The 18,994-nt window shown below is 68.9% G+C and carries 15 protein-coding genes and 1 tRNA gene; 11 read left to right on the forward strand and 5 right to left on the reverse strand.

Translation table 11 applies throughout. The annotated features are described in order from the left end of the window. Nucleotides 1-411: 411 nt before the first annotated feature. A tRNA-Ile gene (locus tag QLQ83_RS00140) sits at nt 412-488 on the reverse strand. 276 nt (nt 489-764) lie between these two features. Between QLQ83_RS00140 and QLQ83_RS00145 the strand changes: the two genes are divergently transcribed. Then, a complete protein-coding gene (locus QLQ83_RS00145) occupies nt 765-1,367 on the forward strand; it encodes a hypothetical protein (protein ID WP_282733556.1) in 603 nt (200 codons plus the stop codon). Nucleotides 1,368-1,475: 108 nt separating this feature from the next. Continuing rightward, nucleotides 1,476-2,216, forward strand: a complete 741-nt coding sequence (gene fhuF, locus QLQ83_RS00150; protein WP_282733557.1) for a siderophore-iron reductase FhuF — start codon at nt 1,476-1,478, stop codon at nt 2,214-2,216. A gap of 72 nt (nt 2,217-2,288) precedes the next feature. Here fhuF and QLQ83_RS00155 read toward each other — a convergent pair whose 3' ends face one another. Together QLQ83_RS00155 and QLQ83_RS00160 are read right to left on the reverse strand one after the other, a co-directional pair. After that, nucleotides 2,289-4,481 (reverse strand): TonB-dependent siderophore receptor, encoded by a 2,193-nt coding sequence (locus QLQ83_RS00155; protein WP_282733558.1) that lies wholly within the window; start codon nt 4,479-4,481, stop codon nt 2,289-2,291. Nucleotides 4,482-4,685: 204 nt separating this feature from the next. Beyond that, entirely contained in the window at nt 4,686-6,491 is a 1,806-nt protein-coding gene (locus QLQ83_RS00160) for an ABC transporter ATP-binding protein (protein ID WP_282733559.1), read from the reverse strand. Nucleotides 6,492-6,639: 148 nt separating this feature from the next. On the opposite strand from QLQ83_RS00160, the gene QLQ83_RS00165 reads away from it, so the two are divergent. The 8 genes from QLQ83_RS00165 (at nt 6,640) to QLQ83_RS00200 (ending at nt 16,231) form a co-directional block, all read left to right on the forward strand. Then, the gene (locus tag QLQ83_RS00165; RefSeq protein ID WP_282733560.1) at nt 6,640-7,410 is read left to right on the forward strand and encodes an ATP-binding cassette domain-containing protein; all 771 of its coding nucleotides are present in this window, start codon (nt 6,640-6,642) and stop codon (nt 7,408-7,410) included. Beyond that, nucleotides 7,403-8,287: an ABC transporter substrate-binding protein gene (locus QLQ83_RS00170; RefSeq protein ID WP_282733561.1), complete on the forward strand. Its 885-nt coding sequence runs from the start codon at nt 7,403-7,405 to the stop codon at nt 8,285-8,287. The genes QLQ83_RS00165 and QLQ83_RS00170 overlap by 8 nt, the downstream gene beginning before the upstream one ends. Continuing rightward, the gene (gene fhuB, locus QLQ83_RS00175; RefSeq protein WP_282733562.1) at nt 8,277-10,253 is read left to right on the forward strand and encodes a Fe(3+)-hydroxamate ABC transporter permease FhuB; all 1,977 of its coding nucleotides are present in this window, start codon (nt 8,277-8,279) and stop codon (nt 10,251-10,253) included. Before QLQ83_RS00170 ends, fhuB begins: the two co-directional genes overlap by 11 nt. Nucleotides 10,254-10,373: 120 nt before the next feature. Beyond that, entirely contained in the window at nt 10,374-10,946 is a 573-nt protein-coding gene (locus tag QLQ83_RS00180; protein WP_282733563.1) for a PRC-barrel domain-containing protein, read from the forward strand. 256 nt (nt 10,947-11,202) lie between these two features. After that, a complete protein-coding gene (locus QLQ83_RS00185; protein ID WP_282733564.1) occupies nt 11,203-12,078 on the forward strand; it encodes an AEC family transporter in 876 nt (291 codons plus the stop codon). A gap of 113 nt (nt 12,079-12,191) precedes the next feature. Further along, nucleotides 12,192-13,331 carry a PQQ-dependent sugar dehydrogenase gene (locus QLQ83_RS00190; RefSeq protein WP_282733565.1) on the forward strand — a complete coding sequence of 380 codons (1,140 nt, stop codon included), beginning with the start codon at nt 12,192-12,194 and terminating at the stop codon, nt 13,329-13,331. Between the two features lie 51 nt (nt 13,332-13,382). Then, nucleotides 13,383-14,825 (forward strand): sensor histidine kinase, encoded by a 1,443-nt coding sequence (locus QLQ83_RS00195; protein ID WP_282733566.1) that lies wholly within the window; start codon nt 13,383-13,385, stop codon nt 14,823-14,825. Continuing rightward, on the forward strand, nt 14,822-16,231 hold the full coding sequence (locus QLQ83_RS00200) for a sigma-54-dependent transcriptional regulator (protein ID WP_282733567.1): 1,410 nt from the start codon (nt 14,822-14,824) through the stop codon (nt 16,229-16,231). Before QLQ83_RS00195 ends, QLQ83_RS00200 begins: the two co-directional genes overlap by 4 nt. Before the next feature lie 154 nt (nt 16,232-16,385). Here the strand turns inward: QLQ83_RS00200 and QLQ83_RS00205 are convergent, their stop codons facing one another. Together QLQ83_RS00205 and QLQ83_RS00210 are read right to left on the reverse strand one after the other, a co-directional pair. Further along, on the reverse strand, nt 16,386-16,880 hold the full coding sequence (locus tag QLQ83_RS00205; RefSeq protein WP_282733585.1) for a hypothetical protein: 495 nt from the start codon (nt 16,878-16,880) through the stop codon (nt 16,386-16,388). Between the two features lie 102 nt (nt 16,881-16,982). Then, nucleotides 16,983-17,366, reverse strand: coding sequence for a hypothetical protein (locus QLQ83_RS00210; RefSeq protein ID WP_282733568.1), 384 nt, complete (start codon nt 17,364-17,366; stop codon nt 16,983-16,985). Nucleotides 17,367-17,745: 379 nt separating this feature from the next. Here QLQ83_RS00210 and QLQ83_RS00215 point away from each other — a divergent pair, with 379 nt between their 5' ends. Then, a complete protein-coding gene (locus QLQ83_RS00215; protein WP_282733569.1) occupies nt 17,746-18,993 on the forward strand; it encodes a quaternary amine ABC transporter ATP-binding protein in 1,248 nt (415 codons plus the stop codon). The last annotated feature ends 1 nt before the right edge of the window (nt 18,994 follow it).

The following is an 18,994-nucleotide window of genomic DNA, read 5'->3' on the forward strand; positions in this document are numbered from 1 at the left end:
GGTCAGGATAGAGATAGAAAGAAAGACTCAAAAAAACAGAAGCTTATGCGATCTGGTTACACAGACCCTGTTTGACTTCAGGCTGTTATGAAGAACAGCTGTGCTGGCATTCCTCGCCTTTCACAAGGGCCACTTCCGAAGCCGGTCTTGACAGATTTCCGAGCAAGCCTAGATGAAGAAGGAAAGCTACGCATCAACGTGGCATACACCTTCTCCAACGATGCTAAGGTCACGCGCTTAGCGGGTACGATTTCGCTGGGGCAGTGCAATGAACAGCAGGTCAGTCGACATTGCCTGAACGTGGAGAGCCCGACGACGCAAGCAAGATCTTGCAACCGCACAAGTCATGATCGGGATTACGTCATCACCCGACCTCGCCACACTCAAGCTATTGATTTTATTGAAAAAATATGGTGGGCCGTACAGGGATCGAACCTGTAACCAAAGGATTATGAGTCCTCTGCTCTAACCAATTGAGCTAACGGCCCTGAGAGAATGGGTGGATAATCTACCACACCACCCATATTCGCTAAACTTCCAATCCCCACATAAGAACCAGCGACCAAGGGATTATGAGTCCCCTGCTCTAACCAACTGAGCTATAGGCCCTTGCAGCGGATGGCGCCGAGCGGCGCCGCCGTATGATAGCGAATGGCGATGAAGGTGACCATAGCCGGCAGACCTTGGCTGGCCGAATCTCCCGCCGCGGCACTTCCTTCCCCGACCGTGGTCTGCAGGTGGCCTGCCCATCTGGAGATCGACCGGTGCGACCTTTCCCCCATCGCCGTTTCCCTGCCCTTGGCACTGCGCTGTTCGCCCTGCTGCTGGCCCTGCCGGCAGCCGCCGCCTGGGAGCTGGACCCCGAACGCTCGCGGGTGGCCGCAACCGTGGTGCAGATCGCCCCGACGGGTCCCATTGCCCATCAGCACGAGGTGCGTCGCCTCGCCGGCACCGCCGAGGCGGACGGCACCCTGCGCCTGCCCCTGCGGCTGGCGCAGAGCGATGTGGTCGAGCGCATGGGGCCGTTGCCGCCCTGGCTCTCCGGCCTCACCGAGCAGCCGCTGGCCACCGTGAGCACGCGTTTCCCGCCCCAGCGCCTAGAGGCGCTGGCCGTGGGCGAGTCGCTGGTGGAGGTGCTCGAGCTCTCGGTGCAGTCCGGCGGCACCACCCACCGCGAGCCGCTGGCGGTGCGCTTCACCCGCGAGTCCGCCGGTCGGGTCCGGGTCACCAACGCCGAGCGCGTGGCGCTGGATGGCCGCGAACTGATGGCCAACCCGACGCTGCGTTCGGTGCTGCTGCTGCTCGGCTACGAGCAGATCGGCGACGAGGTACCGGTCCTTCTCGACGCCATGCTGGTGCGGCGCTGAGGGGCTACCCCGGCAGGCTCTGTCCTTCCCATGATGCCGGCACAGCCCTTTATTGATAATGATTATTGTTTGTATAATGAGGCTTTCCGCGGCTCCGGTGGTCTCGCCATGCCCTCTTCCCTGGCCCGGCTCTACGTCGGCCCCCTGCAGCACCTCGCCGCGCCGACGATCGCGTCGGCAGCGTCCGACGGCATGCCGGCCCGTGACCTGCTCGACCCGGCCTACCTGGACGCGCTGTTGGCACGCTTCGGCGCCCAGTACCCTCAGGGCGACCGCCGGGCGGTGGCCTCGCTGTGGTCCAAGTGGCACTTCAGCAGCCTCTGCGGCCATGGCCTGGCGGCCAACCTGCTGCTCGAGCGCGACCTGCCGCTGGGGCTCGACGAGCTCCATCTCCAGCAATCTCCCGAGGGGCAGACCACCGGCCTGGTGCTGCATCATGCTGGCCGGCCCCTGGCCGAGCTCGACTCCCATTCGCGCTTCGCCACCCTGCTCGACGGCCACCTGACGCCACTGGTCGAGGCCCTGGCCGCGGCCAGCGGCGCCTCACCCAAGGTGTTCTGGAGCAACGCCGGCAACTATTTTGAGTACTTCGCTAGCGCCCTGGCCGACCATCCCATGGCCGCAGCGGACGTCGCTGAGCCCGCCCTGGCGCTGCTGGCGAGTCGCAATCTTCCCGACGGCCGGCGCAACCCGCTCCATCGCCCGGTGCGCTATGTCGAGGGCGATGACGATGCCCCCCGGCGGGTGCGTCGCCTGTGCTGCATTCGCTACCTGATCGACGAGCTGGGCGTCTGCGGGAACTGCCCGCTGACCTGCCGCGACAGGACCCGTGCCGCCGAGACGCCCTGATCGCCACACCCACGCGAGGGCCCACCCCGCTGCCGGGGTGGGCCCTCTTGGCATGACTCGCCGCTGATGGGCTCAGTAGCGCCAGGTCAGGTTGGCCATGACATGGCGCGGGGCGCCGTGGAAGGCCTGGTCCCACTTGAGGCTGGTCAGGTACTTCTCGTCGGTGACGTTGTTGACGTTCAGCGAACCGGTCAGGCTGTCGCTGAAGTCGTAGCTCGCCATCAGGTCGACCAGGGCATAGGCCTCCTGGCGGGTCTTGCCCTCGGCGAGGTCACGGTCACGCTCGATATCGTCCTGCCAGCGCAGCCGTGCGCCCACCTTGAGGGCGTCCAGGGCGGCCGGCCGGTAGCTGGTGGTAGCGCGCACCAGATGGCGCGGGATGTAGGTGTTGGTGGCCTCGCCGTCGGCATCCTCGACCTCCAGGTAGGTATAGCCGACGCTGGCCTGCCAGCCCGGGGCCAGCTCGCCGGCGAGTGTGGCCTCGACACCCTCGCTGGTGATGTCTTCTTCCTGGTGGATTTCTTGAACACCCAGATACTCGCCAGTCCCCTGCGCGAAGTTATTTTGTTCCGTACGGAAAACGGTCAAAGAAGCATCGGCTGCGCCATCGAATACATCGGCCTTCACGCCTAGCTCGTAACTCTCACCCTCGGAAGGAGACAGCATCTCACCGTTTCTGTCGATTTCAGTCTGGGGGTTGAAGATCTCGGTGTAGCTGGCGTAAAGCGATGCCTGGTCGGTGACGTCATAGATCAGGCCGGCATAGGGTGTCAGCTCGCTGTCGACGCTATTATCCTGAGGTGCACCATACTGCCGGCCCACTGTGTCCAGCCAGCTTAGCCGGGCGCCGGCCACCGCAGTCCAGCGCTCGGCGAGGTCCAGCTTGGCCGCGCCATAGAGGCTGCGCTCCTTGACCGTGGCATCGCCTCCATCACCGGAATCGCCGACCCAAACAGTCGGCTCGGGGTAGCCACCATTCCAGTCGTCCAGCGGCGGAAGGCCCTGGCCGCCCGCATCGAAGCTCGCCGTGGGGTAGCGAGAGAGCTGCTGGTTGCGGCTCTGGCTCCAGTCCGTGCCCAGCACCAGTTGGTGGCTGCGCCCGAAGGCATCGACGTCGCCCTTGGCATGCAGGTCGGCCACCCACTGCTCCAGATGGCGGTCGTAGCGGCTAAGGGTCAGCTGGTTGTCGGCGATGCGCCCGGTCGTGGCATCGGGCGTGCCGTAGATGTAGAGCAGCTGGGTGTCGGAGCGCATGTCCAGGTGGGTGAGCGTGCCCTTCAGCGACCAGCGGTCGCCGAGTTCCTGCTGCACCTCGAGGAAGCTGCGGTGGGTCTCCACGTCCCAGTAGGACCAGTCGGGCGCCGAGGAGGTCGCGACATCGTAGTCGGTGGGGTTGCCGGCCGAATCATAGAGCGGCAGCGAGCCCCACATGTTGCCGTCGGTGTCGTTCTGCTGCCAGGTGTGGCCCAGGGTCACCAAGGTGCTGTCGGTGACATCGGCTTCCAGCACGCCGTAGAGCAGCCCCCGCTCGCGGCTCAGCCGGTCCAGGTAGGAGTCGCTCTCCATCCCCGCCGCCACCAGGCGCCCGCGGACGCGCCCCGCCTGATCCAATGGCCCCGCCACATCGGCCTCCAGGCGCCGCTGGTCCCAGGCGCCGAGGCTCGCCGAGACCGAGGCCTGGGGCTCGTACGTGGGCCGCTTGCGCACGAAGTTGACCGTCGCCGCCGGGTTGCCCGAGCCGGACATCAGGCCGGTGGCGCCGCGCACCACCTCCACCCGGTCGTAGATCGCGGTGTCCATGTCGCCGTGCACGTTGTTGTAGGGCATCGGCACGCGCACCCCGTCGACCTGGAAGTTGGAGATCTCGAAGCCCCGCGCCGTGAAGTAGGTGCGATCCGTCTCGAGGCGCTCCACCGTGACCCCGGGGGTGCTCTCCAGGACGTCGTTGGTGGTGTCGAGGCTGAAGTCGTCGATCTGCGCCCGAGTCACGGTCGAGACGGACTGGGGCGTCTCGCGGGGCGTCAGGTCGAGCCTGGTCGCGGTGCTGGTGAGCGGCACCCGGTAACGCTCCGTGCCCTCGGTGATGACCGACAGGGCCTCGGCCTCGACGGTCACCGTCTCGAGCTCCTCGGCGGATCCGGCCTCCTGGGCCAGCAGGGAGGGTGAGACCAGCACGAAGGCACCGGCGGTGGCCAGGCCGAGGGCCCGGCGCACGGCCTGGGCCAGGGGATCGTCCCCGATGGGGCGGAAAGCGGGATGGGACATGGTTGAGCAAGCCTTCGGTTCTTATAAAACGGGAATGCGCATGATAATGAGTCGCATTAGCTAAAACAACCAGGAACACTTCTCTTTTGAGGTGTTAATAGAGGAGGTATTCTTCACCGGGAGGCGGCGAGAGCCGGGCGGTAGACGCCACCGGCGGCCCCAGGGCCGCCGGTGGCGAAAGGGATACAGGGAAGGGAAAAAAGATCAGGCCAGGGGCGCGTCCGCTACCTCGATCTCGCCGGTCTGCACCCGCCACTGGGCGGCATAGCGCCCGTTGCGCGCCAGCAGCTCGCCATGGGTGCCGCGCTCGACCACTCGCCCGCCGTGGACCACGGCGATCTGGTCGGCATGGACGATGGTCGAGAGCCGATGGGCGATCATGATCACGGTGCGCTGGTGGGCGATGCGCTTCAGCGAGCGCTGGATGGCCGCCTCGGTCTCGTTGTCCACGGCGCTGGTGGCCTCGTCCAGCACCAGGATCGGTGGGTCCTTGAGCAGCGCCCGGGCCAGCGAGAGGCGCTGGCGCTGGCCGCCGGAGAGGCGCACGCCGCGCTCCCCCACCGGGGTGTCCAGGCCCTGGGGCAGCGCCTGGATGAACTCCCAGGCCTCGGCGGTCTGCGCCGCGGCGATGATATCGGCATCGGGGGCATCGGGGCGGCCATAGGCGATGTTGTCGCGCACCGGGCCCTCGAACAGGTAGACGTCCTGGCTGACCAGGCCGATGGCCCGGCGCAGCGAGGCCAGCTCGAGCGTGCGGATCGGCTGGCCGTCGATGCGGATCTCCCCCGCCTGGGGGTCGTGGAAGCGCAGCAGCAACTTGATCAGGGTCGACTTGCCCGAGCCAGTGGCGCCGACCAGGGCCAGGGTATGGCCCGCCGGCACCTCCAGCCGGACCTCGCTGACCCCCTCGCCGCTGCCCGGGTAGCGAAAGCTCACGTCGGCGAAGGCCACCTCGCCGCGCACCGGCTCGACCAGCGCCCGCCCGCCGTCGTCGCGCACGCGGATCGGCGTGGCCAGCAGGTCGAGGATACGCCGCGTGCTGGCCATGGCGCGCTCGAAGAGGTCGATCACCTGGGCCAGGCCGGTCAGCGGCCACAGCAGCCGCTGGGTGAGGAACACCAGCACGCCGTAGGCACCGACGTTCAGGTCACCCCGCAGGGCCATCATCCCGCCCACGGTGAAGGTGGCCAGGAAGCCGGCCAGGATCGCCATGCGAATCACCGGGATGAAGGCCGAGCTGATGCGGATCGCCCGCCGATTGGCCTCCACGTAGGCTTCGCTGGCCAGGCGCAGCCGCTCGGCCTCGCGAGCCTCGGCGGTGAAGCTCTTGATGGTAGCGATGCCGGCCAGGTTGTTGGAGAGCCGGCTCGAGAGGTCACCGACCCGCTCGCGCACCTCGGCGTAGAGCGGCCCGGCCTTGCGCTGGAAGTAGAAGGCGCCCCACACGATCAGCGGGATCGGCGTGAAGGCGAGCAGCGCGATCAGCGGCGAGAGCACGAAGAACACCGCCCCCACCGCCACCACGGTGACGCCGACCTGGATCATGGCGTTGGCGCCGCCGTCCAGGAAGCGCTCGAGCTGGTTGACGTCGTCGTTCATGGTCGCCACCAGCTGGCCGGAGCTCCTCGACTCGAAGAAGCCCATGTCGAGCCGCTGGGCATGCTCGTAGGCGTCCTGGCGCAGGTCGGCCTGCAGCCGCTGGGCCAGGTTGCGCCAGAGCACCTGGAAGAGGTACTCGAACAGCGACTCCCCGGCCCAGATGAAGAAGGTCAGCGCACCAAGGATCAGGATCTGCTCCCGGGCGGACTCGAAGCCGAGCCCCGCCACGAAGCTCTGCTCCTGGTTGACCACCACGTCGATGGCCACACCGATGAGGATCTCCGGGGCGATATCGAACAGCTTGTTGATGACCGAGCAGGCGCTGGCGGCGAGGATCCGGCGGCGATAGCCGCGGGCATAGCGCAGCAGGCGCGCCAGGGCCCGGAAGCTGGAGGTGGTGGCATCAGGCATGGGGAGCGGGGGTCCTGGAGGGTGAAACGCCACAGCATACCGGGAAGGCGGCCGGCCCGAAACAGATCTTATTGATAACCATTATCACCGGAGGTAAGGTAGCGCCCATCGCCCGCCCCGTCCGGGGCCCGTCGAAGGAGCGTCCTGCATGTTCGAACTGCGCGGAGCCGGTTTCGCCATCGCCGACCGGCTGCTGCTCGCCGCTACCGACCTGACCCTGGAGGGCGGCCGGGTGCACGGCCTGATCGGCCACAACGGCTCGGGCAAGTCGACCCTGCTCAAGCTGCTGGCCCGTCAGCAGCCGGCCAGCCGAGGCGAGCTGGCCTTCGCCGGCCGACCCCTGGCCCGCTGGGGCCAGCGCGCGTTCGCCCGCCGCGTGGCCTACCTGCCCCAGCAGCTGCCCGCCACCGAGAACCTGCTCGGCCGCGAGCTGGTGGGCATGGGTCGCTACCCCCGGCGAGGTCTGCTGGGCCGTCACACCCGCGAGGACGCGGCGGCCATCGAGGGGGCCATCGCCGCGACCCACACCGAGGCCTTCGCCGACCGCCTGGTCGACACCCTCTCCGGCGGCGAACGCCAGCGGGTCTGGCTGGCCATGCTGCTTGCCCAGGGCAGCGACTTCCTGCTGCTCGACGAGCCGCTCGCCGCGCTGGACATCGCCCACCAGGTGGAGGTGCTGACGCTGATCCGCGAGCTCAGCGAGACGCTGGGGCTCGGCGTGGTCATCGTGCTGCACGACGTCAACATGGCGGCGCGCTACTGCGACCACCTGGTCGCCCTGCACGGCGGGCGCGTGCTGGCCCGGGGCACCCCGGCCGAGCTGATGGAAGAGGCCACCCTGGAGGCCATCTACGGCATCCCCATGCGCGTGATGGCGCATCCCGCCGGCCATCATCCCGTCGCCCTGGTCCATGCCTGACGCGCTCGCCCGGCTGCTTCGCGGTCTCGTTCCTGGGCTGCTGCTGGTCCTGGCGCTGGTGCCGACGACCCGCGCTCAGGCCCAGCCGGCCATCGCCACCCTCGACTGGACCCTGGCCGAGACCCTGGTGGCGCTGGGCGTCACGCCGGCCGGCGTCGCCCAGCGCGACGCCTACCATGCCTGGGTGCGCGCGCCGCGCCTGCCCGAGGCCACCGTCGATCTCGGCCTGCGCAGCCAGCCCAACCTGGAGCTGCTGGCGAGCCTCGCGCCCGACCGCCTCCTGATCTCGCCGATGTTCGCCAACCTGGCGCCGCGGCTGTCGCGCATCGCCCCGGTCACGACCCTGCCGCTCTACTCCCCGGGCCGCGAGACCTGGCCACAATTGCGCGAGCTGAGCCGCGAGGTCGGTCGCCTGGCCGAGCGGGAGGCGGCCGCCAAGAGGCTGATCGCCGAGACGGAGACGCGACTGGAGGCCCTGCGGCGGCGACTGCCCGAGCGGGTGTCGCCGCTGCTGGTGGTGCAGTTCATGGACGAGCGCCATGTCCGGGTGTTCGGCGAGGGCGGCCTCTACCAGGCCGTGATGGCCCGCCTGGGGCTGGACAACGCCTGGCACGGCGAGACCAACGCCTGGGGCTTCTCGCTGGTCGGCCTCGAGCAGTTGGCCGGCCTGGAGGCGCGGCTGGTGGTGGTCGAGCCCTACCCGGTGGGCGTCGAGACGGCGCTGGCCGACAGCGGCCTCTGGCAGCAGCAGCCCAGCGTGCGCGATGACAGCCTGATCACCCTGCCCCCGGTATGGAGCTTCGGCGCCCTGCCCTCGGCGCAGCGCTTCGCCGAGCATCTGGTCGCCGCTCTGGAGGACGCGCCCCATGGCGACTGAGGCCGCCCGCCGCCACGCGCCCGCCCTCGTCTGCCTGCTGCCGGGCCTGGTGCTGCTGGCCCTGGTGCTGGGATCGCTCGCCGAGGAGGGGCTCCTCGAGGGCCTGCGCGCGCTGGCGACGGCGACGCCGGAGAGCACCGAGGCGCTGGTGCGCCACTACAGCTGGTGGCCGCGGCTGGCCATGGCGCTGATGGCCGGCGGCGGCCTGGCCCTGGCCGGGGTGCTGATGCAGCAGGTGCTGCGCAACCCGCTGGCCGCCCCCACCACCCTGGGGGTGGCCAGCGGCGCCAACCTGGCGCTGATGGCCGCTACCCTGCTCGCCCCGGGCCTGTTGCTGGCCGGGCGCGAATGGGTGGCCCTGGCCGGCGGCGGCGGCGCCATGGCGCTGGTCTTCGCCCTGACCTGGCGCCGCGGCCTCTCCCCCGCGGTGGTGGTCCTCGCCGGCCTGGTGGTCAACCTCTACGCCGGGGCCCTGGGCATGGTGCTGTTGCTCTTCCACCAGGAGACCCTCAAGGGGCTGCTGATCTGGGGCGCCGGCTCACTGGCCCAGAACGGCTGGGGCGACGCCGCCTTCCTGGCCCCGCGGCTGCTGCTGGGCGGCCTGGCGGCCTGGCTGCTGCTGCGGCCGCTGACGGTGCTCGAGCTCGACGATGCCAGCGCCAGGAGCCTGGGCGTCTCGCTGAAGCACCTGCGCCTGGCGGGGCTGGGGCTGGCGGTCTTCCTCACCGCCTGTGTGGTCAGCGAGGTGGGGGTGGTCGGCTTCATCGGCCTGGCGGCGCCCAACATCGTGCGCCTGGCCGGCGCGCGCCGCCTGGGGGCGCGGCTCGTCTGGTCGACACTGCTCGGCGCCCTGTTGCTCGCCACCACCGACCTGCTGCTGCAGCGCTTCGCCGGCACCCTGCCCACCCTGATCCCCACCGGGGCCACTACCGCCGCCCTGGGGGCGCCGCTGCTGCTGTGGCTGATCCCCCGGCTGCGCCTCGAGGCCGGGCGCCCGCCCGCTGCCGCCACGGCCCTGGCACCGCGCCATCCCACTCCCGGGCGTCTGGTCGCGGGCCTGGCACTGGGCCTTCTCGCCGCGCTTCTGCTGGCGCTGCTGCTGGGCCAGGCGGCCGGCGGCTGGTTCGCGACCCTCGACGAGGCGGTGCTGACGTGGCGCTGGCCACGGCTGCTGGCCGCCGTGGCCAGCGGGATGATGCTGGCCATCGCCGGCACCCTGATCCAGCGCCTCACCGCCAACCCCATGGCCAGCCCCGAGGTGCTGGGCATCAGCGGCGGCAGCGCCATCGCCCTGATCGCGGCGCTCTTCCTGCTGCCCGCCCCCGGCAACCTGACCCTGGTCGCTACCGGCACCCTGGGCGCGCTGGCCAGCCTGGCCGTGCTGGTCATGCTCAACCGGCGCAGCGGCTTCGTGCCCGAACGGCTGCTGCTCAGCGGCGTGGCCATCACCGCCCTGTTCGACGCCGTGCGCGCCATCGTGCTGGCCGGCGGCGACCCCCGCGGCCAGCAGGTCATCGCCTGGCTCTCGGGCTCCACCTACTACATCGACCCCGTCAGCGCGACAGTGGTCGCGGGCCTCGCCGTGGTGCTGTCCCTGGCGGCACGCCCCTTCGCCCGCTGGCTGGATATCCTGCCGCTGGGAGCGGCCACGGCCGCGGCGCTGGGGGTACGGGTCGAGCGAGCCCGGCTGGCGCTGCTGCTGCTGGTCGCGCTGCTGACCGCCTGCGCCACCCTGGTGGTGGGCCCGCTCTCCTTTGTCGGCCTGCTGGCGCCCCACATGGCGCGGCTGGTGGGCTTCTCCCGGGCCCGCACCCACCTGCTGGGGGCCGCGCTGATCGGCGCCCTGCTGATGGTGCTGGCGGACTGGTTGGGCCGCCAGCTGCTGTTCCCCGCGGAGATTCCCGCCGGCCTGGTGGCCTCGCTGCTGGGCGGCGCCTACTTCATGTGGGGCCTCGGGCGCCGATGATCGGACCCCGCGGCGGGCTCGCCATTGAACTCGCCGGCCGCTGGCCACACTAACGTAAGTGAGGCGTCGAAAGACGCTGTTGATCACATGGACCTTACACGGATCACAAGGAGTGAACGCATGGCCCAACGCACACCGCTGAATCACACCATCAAGCAGGCCACCCTCGGAGCGCTGCTCGCCGGCGGCCTGGCCGTCACCGGCAGCGCCTTGGCCGAGCCCCAAGGCCTCTACTCGGCCAACGAACTGCTCGATGCCGATGTCTACGCCACCTCCGGCAGCGAACAGATCGGCGACGTCGAGGACATCCTGCTCGACAACGACATGCAGGTCCGCGCCTTGGTCATCGACACCGGCAATCTGCTCGACTTCCAGGGCAACCAGCAGTTCGTGATCGAGACCGGGAAGTTCACCGTCGCGACCCAGGACGGCAATAGCCTCGAGGAAATCGAGTACCGGGTGAATGTCGACCTGAGCGAGGAGCAGATCGCCCAGCAGCCGCAATACACCAACGACTGGTGGCAGAACGCCCGGGAAGGGGCCCAGCAGGCCTGGGAAGACACCAAGGAGGGCGCCGCCAGCGCCTGGGAATCCACCCAGGAAGGCGCGTCATGGGCCCTGGACAGTATCGGCGAGGCCCTGGAGAACGTCGGCGAACAGACCCAGGAGGCCGCCGACCGCCCCGCCGAATGACGGCTCGGCCGCTTACCGCCCTTCAAGCCCGGTCATCGACCGGGCTTTTTGCGGAGCGAAATAAGGCGCCGCTCGCGTCGACGGCTCTGGCTCTCCGCCAGTTACACGTTCTAACCTGAAGAGGCTGGCGTTTCGATCCTTGGCCCCGGCCCTTGCCGGGGCCCTTTCATGCCGGCGGCACGCCGGAGTTGCCCCGAGGGGCCAGCATTCACGACAATACGCGGCCTGCTCCCACCGCCACGCAAGGATGCCGCCCATGCTCGCCGAACTCTTCGCCGTGATGGCGCCCGTGCTCACCGGCGCGGGGCTCGGCTTCGTCTGGGTGCGCCTCGGCCACGACTTCCCGGTGGCCTTCGTCACCCGACTGGTGTTCAACATCGGCACCCCGGCCCTGGTACTGGCCTCGCTCTCCGGCGCCGAGATCGATGCCGGCAGTTTCGGGCGCACCATGCTGGCCACGGCGCTGGTGCTCACCGCCATGGCCGGCATGGCCTTCCTGCTGGCACGGCTGCTGGGCAAGGACTGGCGGGTGCTGCTGGCCCCCACCATGTACCCCAATACCGGCAACATGGGCCTGCCGGTGGTGCTCTACGCCTTCGGAAGCGCCGGCTTCGCGTTCGGCATCACGGTGATGGTCACGGTCTCGCTGTTCCAGTTCACCCTGGGGACCCTGCTGGCGAGCCGCGGCAACCCGCTGAAGGCGCTGGCGAAGACGCCGGTGGTCTACGCCATCCTGATCGCCCTGGGGCTGCTGCTCAGCGACACCGACCTGCCCCGCTGGCTCGCCAACAGCGTCGATCTGATCTCGGGCTTCACGGTGCCGCTGATGCTGATCACCCTGGGCGTCTCGCTGGCCAGCATCCACGCCCGCAACCTCGGCTCCGGCATCGGCTTCAGCCTGCTGCGCATCCCGGTGGCCGCCGGGGTCGCCTGGGGCATCGGCACCCTGCTGGCGCTACCGCCCATGGCGCTGGCCATCCTGGTGCTGCAGATGAGCATGCCGGTCGCGGTGTTCAACTACCTCTTCGCCCAGAAGGCCGGACGCGAGCCGCAGTACGTGGCGAGCCTGGTGTTCTGCTCCACCCTGCTGTCGCTGGTCTACCTGCCGATCCTGCTGGCGATCCTGATGTAGCACTGCCATCGCCTGTGCCCCCTCGCGGGGAACACCCTCGCCGCGGCAGAGTCCCTGTGTAGGGTCTTTGTGAAGAGTCCCTATGCGGGTACAGCCAACGAGGGGGAAGCCACATGCACTCGCCACGTCATGCACTCTCGACCGCCCTGCTGCTGAGCGGTGCCCTGCTCGCCGCCCCGGCCGTGGCCGCGGAGGTGGTCGAGGAACGCATCGCCACCGACCACCTTGAGCTGCGCCTGGAGCGCGTGGCCTCTGGCCTCACGCATCCCTGGTCGGCCGCCGAGCTGCCCGACGGCCAATGGCTGGTCACCGAGCGTCCCGGGCACCTGGTGCGCATCGATGCCCAGGGCGAGGTCACTCGTCTCTCCGGCGCGCCCGAGGTCTCCACCCGCGGCCAGGGCGGCCTGCTCGATGTCGCCCTGCATCCCGACTACGGCGAGGGCAGCGACTGGGTCTACCTCACCTGGAGCCAGGCCGGCGATGGAGGCAGCGCCACCACCCTCTCCCGCGGGCGGCTGGAGGGCGACGCCCTGGTGGACCTGGAGACACTGTTCGTCCAGGACCGCTTCTCCCGGCCGGGTCGCCACTACGGCTCGCGGCTGGCCTGGCGCGAGGATGGCACCCTGCTGATGAGCATCGGCGAGCGCGGCAGCCCCGAACGCGCCCAGGACCGCGGCGACCACGCCGGCAGCGTGCTGCGCCTCACCGCCGAGGGCGGAGTGCCGGACGACAACCCCTTCGTCGACGACGATGACGTGCACGACGAGATCTTCACCTACGGCAACCGCAACCCCCAGGGCCTGATCGTGGCCGCCGACGGCACCATCTGGTCCACCGAGCACGGCCCGCGCACCGGCGACGAGCTCAACCGCCTCGAGGCCGGGGTCAACTACGGCTGGCCGGAGGTGAGCCGCGGCAACGACTACGCCACCAACCAGCCCATCGGCCGCGACAGCGCCCCCGGCATGCGCGACCCCGTGCACGTGTTCGCCGGGCGCTTCGCCCCCTCGGGCCTGGCCCAGGTGAGCGGCGACGCCTTTCCCGCCTGGCAGGGCCACCTGATGGCCGGGGGGCTGGCCAGCGAGAGGCTGGTGCGCCTTGCCCTGGACGACGACAGGGTCGTCGAGCGCGAGGTGATCCTCGAGGGCGAGATCGGCCGCATCCGCGACGTGCGCCTGGGCCGCGACGGCGCCCTCTACCTGCTCAGTGACCACGCCGACGGCGGCCTCTACCGCCTGGTGCCCGCCGACTAGCCACGACAGGGGCCGCACCGGACGCGGCCCTGACGACCACAGGGATCCCCCATGCGCCTGCGCAACCTGATCATCGTCACGGTCATCGTGCCGCTCTTCCTGGTGCTGATGGTCTTCAGCCTGGTGGCCATCAAGTCGCTGGAAGACAACGTGCGTTCCAAGCTGGAGACCGAGGTCCAGACCATCAGCCGCGCCATCGGTACCTCCCTGGGCTATGCCCTGACCCGCGAGAGCCCGGAGTCGCTGCAGGAGACCCTGCAGTCGGCCTTCTCCTACAACCGCATCTACGGCGCCTATGTCTTCGACATCAAGGGCAACGAGATCCATGGCCTGGGGCTCGGCGAGGCGCTCTACGAGGCCTCCGAACTGCAGGCGGTGGTCGAGGAGGGGGAGATGCGCAGCGACTATCGCGAGGAAGACGGCTGGACCTACTTCTCGACGCTGATGCCGCTGCAATCCCCCGACGGCAATACCCTCGGCGTGCTGCAGGTCAACCGCCTCAATACCGGCATCGAGAACTACACCGGCTTTCTCAGCCAGGTCGCCCTGGTCGCCTTCGGTATCGGTGCGGCGGGCATCGTGCTGGGCATCTGGTGGATGTTCCGGCGCCATATCGAGCGCCCGCTGAGCCGACTGCTCGAGGTGATGGAGCGGGTCGCCCGGGGCGAGCGCCGCCAGCGGGCAACGATCCGGGGCCTCGACGAGTTCCGCCGGCTCGGCCTGGCCCTCAACCACATGCTCGACGCCCTGGCCGAGAAGGATGCCGACATCGAGGCCCGTCAGCGCCGCGAGATCGAGCTGGAGCGGCGACTGCGCAAGTCGCGCAAGCTGGCCGAGCTCGGCGTGCTGGCCGCCGGGGTGGCCCACGAGGTCGGCACGCCGCTCACCGTCATCGAGGGCCAGGCCCAGCGCCTCGAGCGCCGTGCCGGCATCGGCGACGACGAACGGCGGCGACTGGGACGCATCCGCGGCGAGGTACAGCGCATCGTCGAGATCGTGCGCCAGCTGATGGACCTGGGGCGCCAGCACAGCGTCGACAAGGCGCGGCTCGCCCTGGACGACCTGGTCCACGACGCCCGGCAGCTGGTCGAGGCCGACCTCGAGGCACGCGACATTCGCCTCGAGCCAGTGCTGCCGGACCCGCCGCTGATGCTGCTGGCCAATGGCCAGCAGCTGGTCCAGGTCCTCACCAACCTGCTGCGCAATGCCACCCAGGCCGAGGGCGTCCGGCGGATACGACTGGCGGCCCGCCGCCGCGACGACAGTCTCTGCCTGACCATCGAGGACGACGGCTGCGGCATCCCCGAGGCCGACCGCACCCGGGTCTTCGACCCCTTCTTCACCACCAAGCCCGTGGGCCAGGGCAGCGGCCTCGGGCTCTCCATGGTCCATCGCATCATCAACGACCACGGCGGTTCCATCGGCGCCTTCGACAGCGCGCTGGGAGGCGCCGGCTTCGAGATCGTGCTGCCACTCGAGGACACCACCCCATGAACGGACACGACATGCCAGACACGGAACGCGACACGCCTGCCCTGCCCCTGCTGGTCGTCGAGGACGACCCGGCCATCCTGGAGTTGCTCGAGGAGGAGCTGGCCGACGCCGGCTACGCGACCCTCGCCGCGACCAGTGCCGAGCAGGCCCTGGCCACGCTCAGCCACAGCGAGGTGGCCCTGGTGATCAGCGACGTGCGCCTGCCGGGCATCGACGGCATGCAGCTGCTCGAGCGGCTGCGCCGCGAGGGGAGCACGGTGGGTTTCATCGTGATCACCGCCTTCGGCACCATCGACCAGGCGGTGGAGGCACTCAAGCAGGGCGCCGACGACTTCCTGACCAAGCCGCTGGACCTGGAGGGGCTGCGCGAGGCGGTCTACCGGGTGCTGGAGAGCCGTCGGCTGGCCTCGCGCCTGGCGAGCGACGGGACGGCGAACAGCTTCCACGGCATCGTCGGCGAGAGCGAGGCCATGCAGTCGCTGTTCCACGACGCCGCCCGGCTGGCCGACAGCGACGCGCCCATGCTGCTGCTCGGCGAGAGCGGCACCGGCAAGGAGCTGATGGCGCGGGCCGTGCACGCCGAGAGTCCGCGTCGCGACGGCCCCTTCGTCGCAGTGAACTGCGCCAGCATTCCCGCCGAGCTGATGGAGAGCGAGTTCTTCGGCCATGTGAAGGGTGCCTTCACCGGTGCCGACGAGTCCCGCCAGGGGCTCTTCCAGGCCGCGCGGGGCGGCAGCCTGTTCCTCGACGAGATCGGCGAGATGCCCGTCGCGCTGCAGGCCAAGCTGCTGCGGGCCCTGCAGGAGAAGAGCGTGCGACCGGTGGGCGCCGAACGGGAGGAAGCGGTGGACGTGCGCATCATCGCCGCCACCCATCGCCAGCTGGAGCAGGAGATCGAGGCGGGTCACTTCCGCAGCGACCTCTTCTATCGCCTCGAGACCTTCTCGCTGCGCATCCCGCCGCTGCGCGAACGGGAGGGGGACATCGAGCGGCTGATCCCGGCGCTGATCGACAAGCATGCCGGTCAGCAGGACAAGCACATTGCGCGCATCGAGCCGGCGGCCCTGGAGGCCCTGCTCGGCTATGACTATCCGGGCAACGTTCGCGAGCTGGAGAACGCCATCATGCGGGCGGTGACCCTGGCCGAGGCGGGACAGCTCTGTCACGCCGACCTGCCCCAGCGGATCCGCGATCAGGGCGAGGCCCGGCGTCGTGCCTGCCGCGAGACCCGGGCCGAGGGGGCGCTGGCGAGCACCGCCACCCAGGCGGACTGGCCGAGCCTGGAAGAGGTGGAGAAGCGCTATATCCGCAAGGTGCTGGCGGCCACGGGCGGCAACAAGCGGCGTACCGCCGAGGTGCTGGGGATCGCCCGTCGCACCCTCTACCGTCGCCTCGAGGAGGAGTAGCCACACAAAAAGGACCCCCGCCGCAGCGGGGGCCAGGGGTCACATGCCGGGCCGGCCAGAGGGGAACGCGATACACCGGCCTGGGAATGGCATGGACCGGGAGAACCGTCCATCACGCGAGTGCCGCCCCGCTGAGCGGGGCGGTGGAGCGGGCTTACCAGCCCTGCTCCTCATCCTCGCTGTCGTCGCCCTCCTCGTCCCAGGGCGCCTCCTCTTCCACGTTCTCATACTCCTCTTCGGCGCCGGGCATCGCCTCGGTGCCTTCACCGAAGCCGGGGTCCTGAGCCGGGTCGCCCTGGGCGTTCGGATCGCCGGCCGGCTCACCCGCCGCGGGGTCCGCCTGCTGGGTAGTGGGATCGGCCGCGGAATCGGTGCCCTGGGTCGCGGGGTCGTCGCCCGGCACCGCCGGGTCGCCGCCGGCCGGATCGCCGGTCGTCGGGTCGGCTGCCGCCGGGTCACCCTGGGCATTCGGATCGGCCGCCGGGTCGCCGGACGCAGGATCCGCCTGCTGGGTGGCAGGGTCGGCCGCGGAGCCGGTGCTCTGGGCGGCGGGGTCCTCGTGCATGTCACCGAAGGCCAAGGGGCTTGCGATCAGGCCGAACGAGACACCGAGAATACCGAGCCTTTTGAGGGTTTCCTTGGACATCATCTTGCACCTCCTTCCTTACATGAAGATCGAGGGTGGATCGGGCGGGGTTTGCCCGTCGGGTGACCGGCGGCTGTCCGGTCGGTCACCGATGAGAAATGGCGGTCAGGTGCCGCTCTGGTCGTCGTCTTGCTCCTGGTCATCGGATGGCGATTCCGTGGTGGAGGTCGATTCACCGGATGACGCCTGTGAATCCATGGTGGACTCCTGGTCCATGGCCTGGTCCTGCTGCATGGCGGGATCCTGGCTCTCCATGTCCGAGTCCTGTCCCATGGAGGAGGACTCTTCACCCATGGTGGAGGACTCTCCATTCATGGTTGAAGACTCCTCGCCGGCCGGCTCCTCCATCGGCGGCATCTCCTCCTCGCCGTTGCCACAGCCGGCCAGGGCCAGGCTGCCGAGCCCCAGGGCAGCGATCGCGGCGAGGGTCGTCAGTCGGCGCGAACGCTTCCCGCGGGGCCTGTCTCGGTTCAGCTCATGGTCGGTCATCGCTTTCTCCCTGAGTCATCGGGACTTCACCCAACAACGAGCAGCCACCGTGCCAGTCACGGCAAGAAAGTATATAAAAACTTTAAAATCATCATGTTAAATAACCCTTGCAACACGGAAGGCGCGGCCCACCAAGGGCCGGGCGTTGGTCAGATTCGACACATGGGTCACCCCTGCGCCATCCTGCAGGCCTTCGACACCCCGGGTTTTAATTTGAATGGTCATTCAAAAAACGCTAGGGTAGCGTCCACTCCATCGTCACCCGATGCCGCTGTCAACGCAGCAGCCTGGCATCATGACGTCGTTTTCTTACGTCACGACACTCGACCCTTCGGCGCTTTCCGCCCGATGACGGGGGAGCCGACAAAAGGCAGAGCCAATGAACGAGAACCGAAACGTCAAGATTCGGGTACGCAACCTGAGCAAGGTCTTCGGCAACCAGCCGAAGAAGGCACTCGAACTGCGCAAGCAGGGGCTAAAGCGCCCCGAGATCTTCGACAAGACCGGCCAGACGCTGGGCCTGTCGAACATCGATTTCGATGTCTACGAGGGGGAACTGCTGGTGATCATGGGGCTGTCCGGCTCGGGCAAGTCCACCCTGATCCGTTGCCTCAACCGTCTGATCGAGCCCACCGAGGGCGAGATCGTCATCGACGGCGAGAACATTCCCGAGCTCGGCGACAAGGCGCTGCTCGATTGCCGTCGTCGCCATTTTTCCATGGTGTTCCAGAACTTCGCGCTCTTCCCTCACCGCACGGTGCAGCAGAATGCCGAGTTCGGCCTGGAGATCCGTGGCGTGGACAAGGAGGAGCGCGCCAAGGTGGCGCGCCATGCGCTTCACCAGGTCGGCCTGGACGGCTGGGAGGATGCCTATCCCAACCAGCTCTCCGGCGGCATGCAGCAGCGCGTCGGGCTGGCCAGGGCGCTGGCCAACGACTCCACGGTGTTGCTGATGGACGAGGCCTTCTCGGCGCTGGATCCGCTGATCCGAGGCGACATGCAACAGGAGCTGCTGGAACTGCAGCACCGCATGCAGAAGACCACGGTGTTCATCACCCACGACCTGGACGAGGCGATCAACATCGCCGACCGCATCATCCTGCTCAAGGATGGCGAGATCGTGCAGATCGGCACCCCGGAGGAGATCCTCACCCATCCCGCGGACGATTATGTGGCGCGCTTCATCGAGGGCGTGGACATGTCCAGGATCCTCACCGCCCAGCATGCCATGCGGCCGGTGCGTGCCACCGCCCGCGAGGAAGACGGCCCGCGCACCACCCTGCGCAAGATGCGCGAGAACGGGCTGGACTCCATCTACGTCACCAGCCGCGACCGCAAGCTGCTGGGTCTCGTGGTGGTGGACGCCGTCGAGCAGGCCGCGAAGGAAGGCAAGGACAGCATCCGTGACATCATGACCCAGTACTTCCGTGCCGTCGGCCCCGTGGAGCCGCTGCACAACCTCTTCGCCATGTTCAGCGAGAAGAGCTTCCCCATCGCCGTGGTGGATGACCACCGCAGGCTGCTGGGCGTGGTGGTCAAGGGCGCCGTCCTCGACGAGCTGGCCCAGGCAGCCGAGCCCGCCAAGGTGGGCGAGAACCAGAACATGGCACCGGCAGGAGACGCATGAT

This window comes from Halomonas rhizosphaerae, from assembly GCF_030010555.1.
Classification (GTDB): domain Bacteria; phylum Pseudomonadota; class Gammaproteobacteria; order Pseudomonadales; family Halomonadaceae; genus Halomonas; species Halomonas rhizosphaerae.

Bases quoted from the DNA above. Each gene is read 5' to 3' on its own strand.
- QLQ83_RS00185 (WP_282733564.1), top strand. From the start codon at position 11,203: ATGCTCGCCGAACTCTTCGCCGTGATGGCGCCCGTGCTCACCGGCGCG.
- QLQ83_RS00160 (WP_282733559.1), bottom strand. From the start codon at position 6,491: ATGCCTGATGCCACCACCTCCAGCTTCCGGGCCCTGGCGCGCCTGCTG.
- QLQ83_RS00180 (WP_282733563.1), top strand. From the start codon at position 10,374: ATGGCCCAACGCACACCGCTGAATCACACCATCAAGCAGGCCACCCTC.
- fhuF (WP_282733557.1), top strand. From the start codon at position 1,476: ATGCCCTCTTCCCTGGCCCGGCTCTACGTCGGCCCCCTGCAGCACCTC.
- QLQ83_RS00165 (WP_282733560.1), top strand. From the start codon at position 6,640: ATGTTCGAACTGCGCGGAGCCGGTTTCGCCATCGCCGACCGGCTGCTG.
- QLQ83_RS00210 (WP_282733568.1), bottom strand. From the start codon at position 17,366: ATGACCGACCATGAGCTGAACCGAGACAGGCCCCGCGGGAAGCGTTCG.
- QLQ83_RS00170 (WP_282733561.1), top strand. From the start codon at position 7,403: ATGCCTGACGCGCTCGCCCGGCTGCTTCGCGGTCTCGTTCCTGGGCTG.
- QLQ83_RS00155 (WP_282733558.1), bottom strand. From the start codon at position 4,481: ATGTCCCATCCCGCTTTCCGCCCCATCGGGGACGATCCCCTGGCCCAG.
- QLQ83_RS00205 (WP_282733585.1), bottom strand. From the start codon at position 16,880: ATGATGTCCAAGGAAACCCTCAAAAGGCTCGGTATTCTCGGTGTCTCG.
- QLQ83_RS00200 (WP_282733567.1), top strand. From the start codon at position 14,822: ATGAACGGACACGACATGCCAGACACGGAACGCGACACGCCTGCCCTG.
- QLQ83_RS00195 (WP_282733566.1), top strand. From the start codon at position 13,383: ATGCGCCTGCGCAACCTGATCATCGTCACGGTCATCGTGCCGCTCTTC.
- fhuB (WP_282733562.1), top strand. From the start codon at position 8,277: ATGGCGACTGAGGCCGCCCGCCGCCACGCGCCCGCCCTCGTCTGCCTG.
- QLQ83_RS00215 (WP_282733569.1), top strand. From the start codon at position 17,746: ATGAACGAGAACCGAAACGTCAAGATTCGGGTACGCAACCTGAGCAAG.
- QLQ83_RS00190 (WP_282733565.1), top strand. From the start codon at position 12,192: ATGCACTCGCCACGTCATGCACTCTCGACCGCCCTGCTGCTGAGCGGT.